We start from the raw sequence: 5,285 nt of genomic DNA, 5'->3' as shown, positions 1-5,285 counted from the left end.
CGGCTGCTGTCGGCGCAGCAGCCGCTGTCGAACCCGCCGCACCACGACGAACTGCTGTTCATCGTCCAGCACCAGACCTCGGAACTGTGGCTGAAGCTGCTGGCGCATGAGCTGGGCGCGGCGATCGCGCACCTGCAGCGCGACCAGGTGTGGCAGTGCCGCAAGGTGCTGGCGCGCAGCAAGCAGGTGCTGCGGCTGCTGACCGAGCAGTGGTCGGTGCTGGAGACCCTGACCCCGTCCGAGTACATGGGCTTCCGCGACGTGCTGGGTCCGTCCTCCGGCTTCCAGTCGCTGCAGTACCGCACCATCGAATTCATGCTCGGCAACAAGAACGCGCAGATGCTGCCGGTGTTCGACCACGACCCGCAGGGCCAGGCGGCGCTGCAGGCGGTGCTGGAGGCGCCCAGCCTGTACGAGGAGTTCCTGCGCTACCTGGCCCGCTTCGGCCACGCGGTGCCGGCGCCGTACCACGCCCGCGACTGGCGCCAGCCGCACGTCAGCGACCCGCTGCTGCGCCCGGTGTTCGAGCGCATCTACGAGAACACCGACCGCTACTGGCGCGAGTACGCGCTGTGCGAGGACCTGGTGGACCTGGAGACCCAGTTCCAGCTGTGGCGCTTCCGCCACATGCGCACGGTGATGCGGGTGATCGGCTTCAAGCGCGGCACCGGCGGCTCCAGCGGCGTCGGCTTCCTGCAGCAGGCGCTGGCGCTGACCTTCTTTCCGGAGTTGTTCGAGGTGCGGACGTCGGTGGGGCTGGAAAGCCGGGACCCGGGACTCGGGACCCGGGATCCGGATGAGGCGTCGCAAGCGCCGTAGTGGAGCGCGCGGGCAGGCGCCGCTCGGCCTTGCTGCGCTGCGTCGTGGTCGGATGCGTTCGTCTTTCCGCGTAGCGTGCCGCGTGGAAGCTGGTGTACCGCATGCGCACATCGCCTTCTCGCCCGGAATCCCTGGTCTTCGAGAGCCCGCCTTTCCGGGTCCCGGGCCCCGGGCCCCGAGTCCCGTCCCCACCACGCATTTGACGCCACGCCGTCGCTCGGTGATGCTCGCCCGTTGCCCGGCCTGGCCGGACGCACCGCCCCAGCCCATCCTGAATACGCAAGGGAACACCGCATGAGCGTTGACGTCGTCGCGTCGAACAACCCCGCCTCACCGCAACCGCCGTCAGCGCAACCGCCCGAATTCAAGACCCTGCTGGGGCATCCGCGTCCGCTGTGGATGCTGTTCATGACCGAGTTCTGGGAACGCTTCGCGTTCTACGGCATTCGCTGGGCGCTGGTGCTGTACATCGTGGCGCAGTTCTATGACGGCCAGGGCGCCGGCCAGGCGCCGGCCAGCGCCACCTACGGCGCCTACCTGGCACTGGTGTACGCGGCGGCGATCTTCGGCGGCTACATCGCCGACCGGGTGCTCGGCTACCAGCGCTCGATCCTGGTCGGTGCGGCGGTGATGTCCACCGGGCTGTTCCTGATCTCCGTGCCCAACCCGCAGGTCTTCGAGCTGGGCCTGGCCACTGTGGTGGTCGGCAACGGCCTGTTCAAACCCAACATCTCGACCATGGTCGGCAAGCTGTACAGCGCCGCCGATCCGCGCCGCGACAGCGGGTTCACCATCTTCTACATGGGCATCAACCTGGGCGCGATGATCGCGCCGTGGCTGACCCAGCAGCTGGCGGAGAAGGTGTTCGGCACCGAAGCGATGCCGTCCTACAAGATGGTGTTCATCGCGTCGGGCATCGGCATGCTGATCAGCCTGGTGTGGTTCTGGTTCGGCCGCCGCCAGCTCAAGGGCATCGGTGCGCCGTTGCCGGGCGGTGCCGGCGGCATGCGCGTGGTTTACGTGCTGCTGGGCATGCTGGTGGCGGTCCCGGCGGTGTACCTGGCGCTGGCCGCCGGCGCCGAAGTGCTGCAGTGGATCCTCAGCACCATGTTCGTGGCCCTGGCGATCATGTTGCTGGTGGAAGGCATCCGCAACGGCAAGGTGGCGCGCGACAAGGTCATCGCGATGCTGATCATCTTCGCCTTCAACGTGCTGTTCTGGATGTTCTTCGAGCAGGCCGGCAGTTCCTTCACCTTCCTCGCCGACGAGATCGTCAACCGCCAGTTCGGCGACTGGACCTTCCCGACCGCGTGGTTCCAGTCGGTCAACTCGCTGGCGATCATCACCCTGGCGCCGGTCATCGCCTGGATCTGGGTCAAGGCCGGCCGCTTCAATCCGTCGATCTCGCGCAAGTTCGCGCTCGGCCTGGTGTTCAACGGCCTGGCCTTCCTGCTGCTGATGTTCGCGCTGTCGAGCCTGGTCAACGACGCCGGCAAGATCCCGTTCTGGACCCTGTTCATGGTCTACGTCATCCAGTCGGTGGGCGAGCTGTGCCTGTCGCCGATCGGACTGTCGATGGTGACCAAGCTGGCGCCGGTGCGGCTGGTCGGCTTCGGCATGGGCGGCTGGTTCCTGTCCACCGGCATCGGCAACAACCTGTCCGGCATCTTCGCCAGCCATGTCAGCGGCGAAGGCGGCATGACCGTGTCGTCCGCGCTGGGCGGGTATACCTTCGGCTTCTGGGCGCTGCTGGGCGCCGGCGTGGTGCTGTTCCTGATCGCGCCGCTGATCAGCAAGCTGATGCACGGTGTGAAGTAACCTGAGGACGACGCAATGGCGATGAACAAGACGATCTGCGCTGCCCTGGCGGCGATGCTGGCGCTGAGCGCGTGCGGGCAGACCGCGGCGCCGCCCGACGCGCAGGCGCCGGCCAAGCCGCTGGACACCTCGGTGCAGAAGCCGCCGGTGGCCGACCCCAACCAGCCGGTGGCCTCGGGCAATACCCCGGCCGCCGCCGACGTGGCCGCGGCCAAGGCCCTGGGCGCGCAGTTCGATCCGCAGCGCAATCCGGCCGACGACCTGGACACCGCCATGGTCGAGGCCAAGCGCGGCGGCAAGCGCATCCTGCTCGACGTGGGCAACGAGGCGTGCGACTGGTGCCACACCCTGGACACCTTCATCGAGGGCGATGCGGAACTGCGCAGCTTCCGCGACGCCAACTTCGTCTGGGTCAAGGTCAACGTCAGCGACGCCAACAAGAACGAGGCGTTCATGGCGCAGTACCCGAAGATCGTCGATTTCCCGCACCTGCTGGTGCTCGACGCCGACGGCAAGCTGCTGCACTCGCAGGTGCTCGCCGACCTGCAGAAGGGCAAGGACTACGACCGCAGGAAGTTCTCGGACTTCCTCAAGGAATGGGCGCCCCCGAAGGCCTGAGCGGCCGCGAAGCGCAATTCTCGTAGGAGCGGGTCTTGTCCCCTTTTGTGGGATCAGCCGCGACCGGGCTTCCCTGGAATGCCCGGTCGCGGCTGATCCCGCTCCTGCGGTGTTCGAGGCCCCGATGTCACGGGCCCCGGCGCCTCAGCGCCCGGTCATGCTCGGCAGGCCCTCGGCCGCCAGGCGGTCGATCAGCCGGTTCAGCAGCCGCTGCTCGTCCTCGCTGAAGGGCGCCAGCAGGCGCCGTTCGCATTCCAGCACCATCGGCGCCACCACCTGGTACACCTCCACCCCGGCCGCGGTCAGGTGCAGCACCGAGCGGCGGCGGTCGTCGCCGTGGGTCTCGCGCTGGATGAAGCCACGCTCCAGCTGCCGCGCCACCGCCCGGCTCACCGCCACCTTGTCCATCGCGGTGCGCTCGGAGACCTCGCCGGCCGACAGCCCCGGATACAGCGCCAGCACCGCCATCACCCGCCACTCGGTCACCGCCATGCCGTAGCGCTCGCCGTAGACGCGGGCGATGTTGCTGCTGATGCGGTTGGACAGCACGCTGATCCGGTACGGCAGGAACCGTTCCAGATCCAGGGAGGGCGAGTCGGGCGTGGGAGTGGGCGTGGCGATCGTCATGCTGCATTGCACCTTGCTGGTGGTTTCACTTGTAACTATAACGGAGGATACTACGGTCCATTCTCGCGAGTCTGGCGCCCGTCCGCATCCGAAATTTCGGCCCGGCCGCCGCGACTCCCCCCTCCAGGAGACGCGTCATGAATGCACAAGCGCAGCATCCGTCGCAGCCGACCAACCTCGGCATGCAGGTCACCACCTTCGAGAACCCGATGGGCATCGACGGTTTCGAGTTCGTGGAATTCGCCGCGCCGGCCGGGCAGGGCGAGCAGTTGCACGCGTACTTCCGCAGCATGGGCTTCACCGCGGTGCTGCGCCATCGCCAGCGCGCGATCACCGTGTACCGCCAGGGCGGGGTCAACTTCCTGGTCAACGAGGAACCGGATTCCTTCGCCGCCGATTTCGCGGCCGCACATGGTCCCTGCGCCTGCGGCTTCGCGATCCGCTTCCGGCACCCGGCCGACGACGTGTTCGCCAAGGTGCTGGAGAACGGCGGCGAAGCGATCGCCGACAAGGCCGACACCCGCGCGGTGCCGGCACCGGTGGTCAAGGGCATCGGCGACTGCATGCTGTACCTGGTCGACCAGTACGGCGAGAAGGGCTCGGTGTACACCGAGTTCGAGCCGGTGCCCGGTGCCGAGCAGCATCCGGCCGGTTTCGGCCTGACCTTCATCGACCACCTGACCCACAACCTGTACTTCGGCAACATGCAGCGCTGGTCGGACTACTACGAGCGCCTGTTCAACTTCCGCGAGATCCGCTACTTCGACATCAAGGGCGCCAAGACCGGGCTGGTGTCCAAGGCGATGACCGCGCCGGACGGCGTGGTGCGCATCCCGCTCAACGAATCGTCCGATCCGAAGAGCCAGATCAACGAGTACCTGGACGCCTACCGCGGCGAAGGCATCCAGCACATCGCCTGCTTCACCGACGACATCTACGAGACCGTCGAGCGCATGCGCGCGGCCGGTGTCGAGTTCCTGGACACGCCGGACACCTATTTCGAGGTGATCGACCAGCGCATCCCCAATCACGGCGAGGACGTGGCGCGGCTGGCGCGCAACAAGATCCTGATCGACGCCGACCTGGAGACCAAGCAGCGCAAGCTGCTGCAGATCTTCACCCAGAACTGCATCGGCCCGATCTTCTTCGAGATCATCCAGCGCAAGGGCAACGAGGGCTTCGGCGAAGGCAACTTCCAGGCGCTGTTCGAGAGCATCGAGCGCGACCAGATGAAGCGCGGCGTGCTCTGAGGGCGGAACGCGGGCGGCGCGCGGAGGCTGGCAGACAGCGGATGCTCGACGCGAGTGGACGCGCGCGGCCAGGTCAGGTCCTGACGGCGCATCGCGGAGACTTCCGACAGCAGCTTTAGCCCCTCTCCCACCGGGAGAGGGGTTGGGGTGAGG

General features: G+C 67.4%; 5 protein-coding genes. 4 read left to right on the top strand and 1 reads right to left on the bottom strand.

From position 1 onward, the window contains the following. The 3 genes from D588_RS24915 to D588_RS0114555 form a co-directional block, all read left to right on the top strand. On the top strand, nt 1-819 hold an 819-nt coding region (locus D588_RS24915; RefSeq protein ID WP_017916504.1), incomplete at its 5' end, for a tryptophan 2,3-dioxygenase family protein. A 294-nt stretch (nt 820-1,113) separates the two neighbouring features. Further along, a complete protein-coding gene (locus tag D588_RS0114560) occupies nt 1,114-2,637 on the top strand; it encodes an oligopeptide:H+ symporter (protein WP_017916503.1) in 1,524 nt (507 codons plus the stop codon). 15 nt (nt 2,638-2,652) lie between these two features. After that, nucleotides 2,653-3,255, top strand: a complete 603-nt coding sequence (locus D588_RS0114555; RefSeq protein ID WP_017911302.1) for a thioredoxin family protein — start codon at nt 2,653-2,655, stop codon at nt 3,253-3,255. Nucleotides 3,256-3,399: 144 nt separating this feature from the next. Here the strand turns inward: D588_RS0114555 and D588_RS0114550 are convergent, their stop codons facing one another. After that, on the bottom strand, nt 3,400-3,882 hold the full coding sequence (locus D588_RS0114550) for a MarR family winged helix-turn-helix transcriptional regulator (RefSeq protein WP_017916502.1): 483 nt from the start codon (nt 3,880-3,882) through the stop codon (nt 3,400-3,402). A gap of 182 nt (nt 3,883-4,064) precedes the next feature. Between D588_RS0114550 and hppD the strand changes: the two genes are divergently transcribed. Beyond that, entirely contained in the window at nt 4,065-5,132 is a 1,068-nt protein-coding gene (gene hppD, locus D588_RS0114545; RefSeq protein ID WP_087963682.1) for a 4-hydroxyphenylpyruvate dioxygenase, read from the top strand. Nucleotides 5,133-5,285: the final 153 nt, after the last annotated feature.

It is taken from the genome of Xanthomonas sp. SHU 308 (assembly GCF_000364645.1).
GTDB lineage: Bacteria > Pseudomonadota > Gammaproteobacteria > Xanthomonadales > Xanthomonadaceae > Xanthomonas_A > Xanthomonas_A sontii.
This window is presented reverse-complemented; position numbering and strand designations above follow the sequence as displayed.

What these genes read in the sequence shown, in the direction of transcription:
- hppD (WP_087963682.1), top strand. Translation starts at nt 4,065, where the DNA reads ATGCAGGTCACCACCTTCGAGAACCCGATGGGCATCGACGGTTTCGAG.
- D588_RS0114550 (WP_017916502.1), bottom strand. Translation starts at nt 3,882, where the DNA reads ATGACGATCGCCACGCCCACTCCCACGCCCGACTCGCCCTCCCTGGAT.
- D588_RS0114555 (WP_017911302.1), top strand. Translation starts at nt 2,653, where the DNA reads ATGGCGATGAACAAGACGATCTGCGCTGCCCTGGCGGCGATGCTGGCG.
- D588_RS0114560 (WP_017916503.1), top strand. Translation starts at nt 1,114, where the DNA reads ATGAGCGTTGACGTCGTCGCGTCGAACAACCCCGCCTCACCGCAACCG.